The following is a 1,342-nucleotide window of genomic DNA, read 5'->3' as shown; positions in this document are numbered from 1 at the left end:
GGGCGTCTCGGCGGGGGCGGTTCGCGCAGGTGTTCTCGCGGGGGGTGGGGGTGACCACGACGGCGTTGTCGGGGTCGATCGACGTCCACATGATCCCGCACGCTCAGGCCAGCAAGGGGGCACGGCGCGACCGGCCGAAAGCCGTGCTCACCCGCAGACGCCGGCTCGTGGGATGGGCGATGGCGCTGCTGGGTATCCCGATGCTCACCGGCGTGCTGGTCCCGCTCAGGGACGGTGTGAAGCTGTCCAGCGGGATCCTGCTCTTCCTGGTCATGGTCGTCGGGGTCGCGCTGGTCGGCGGCATGTGGCCCGCCGTCACCGCGGGGGTGCTCGGCTTCCTGCTGCTCAACTACTTCTTCACCCCGCCACTGGACAGGTTCACCGTCGCCGACCCGGAGAACCTGCTCGCGCTCAGCGTCTACGTGCTGGTGGCCGTCATGGTCAGCGCGGTGGTGGACGTGGCCGCGCGCCGTACCCGGGAGGCGGCCAGGGCCGGTGCGGACGCCGAGGTGCTGTCCACGCTGGCCGGTCACGTGCTGCGGGGTGAGGCCGCGCTGCCGTCGCTGTTGTCGCGGTTGCGGGAGACCTTCGGCCTGACCTCGGTGACGTTGCTGGAGCGGATCGGTGAGCCCGGTCCGGACGACCAGTCCGATCCCGCCGCGTGGCGGATCGTGGCCACCGCGGGCGGCACCCCCTGTGCCAGCCCGAAGGACGCCGACACCGACGTGGTGATCGAGGGGAATCTGGTGCTCGCGGTACGGGGCAGGTTGCTGGAGGCGTCGGACCGCCGGGTGCTGGAGGCGTTCGCCGCCGAGGCCGCGGTCGCCCTCCGCCAGAGCCGGTTGCGGGAGGAGGCCGATCTCGCCGGACCGCTGGCCGAGGCCGACCGGATGCGCACCGCCCTGCTCGCCGCGGTCAGCCACGACCTGCGCACCCCCCTCGCCTCGGCGAGGGTGGCCGTCGACAGCCTGCTCGGCACCGAGATCCAGTGGAGCGAGGAGGATCGCAAGGAGTTGCTGGCCACCGCGGACGAGTCGCTGGTCAAGCTGGACCGGCTGGTCGCCAACCTGCTCGACATGAGCCGCCTGCAGGCCGGGGTGCTCGGGCTGGCCCTGCAGCCGGTCGCGGTCGGCGAGATCGTCCCGCGCTCCATCGACGACCTCGGACCGTTCCGCGACCGGGTCGAGACGGATGTTCCCCCGGATCTGCCGGAGGTTGTCGCGGATCCGGCGCTGGTCGAGCGGATTCTGGTCAATCTGATGTCCAACGCGATCCGCTACAGCCCGCCGGGGTGCGAGGTCCTCGTCACCGCCAGCTGGCATGGCGATCAGGTGGAGGTCCG

General features: G+C 71.8%; 1 protein-coding gene. It reads left to right on the top strand.

The annotated features are described in order from the left end of the window. Window positions 1-89: 89 nt before the first annotated feature. Window positions 90-1,342 (top strand): DUF4118 domain-containing protein (locus tag ABZ194_RS30360; protein WP_355600443.1); only part of this gene is annotated, 1,253 nt, incomplete at its 3' end.

The sequence above is a fragment of the Streptosporangium sp. NPDC006007 genome, from assembly GCF_040614315.1.
In the GTDB taxonomy this organism is placed as follows: domain Bacteria; phylum Actinomycetota; class Actinomycetes; order Streptosporangiales; family Streptosporangiaceae; genus Streptosporangium.
Note: the sequence above shows the minus strand (reverse complement) of the source record. Positions and strands in the feature narration are given on the sequence as shown.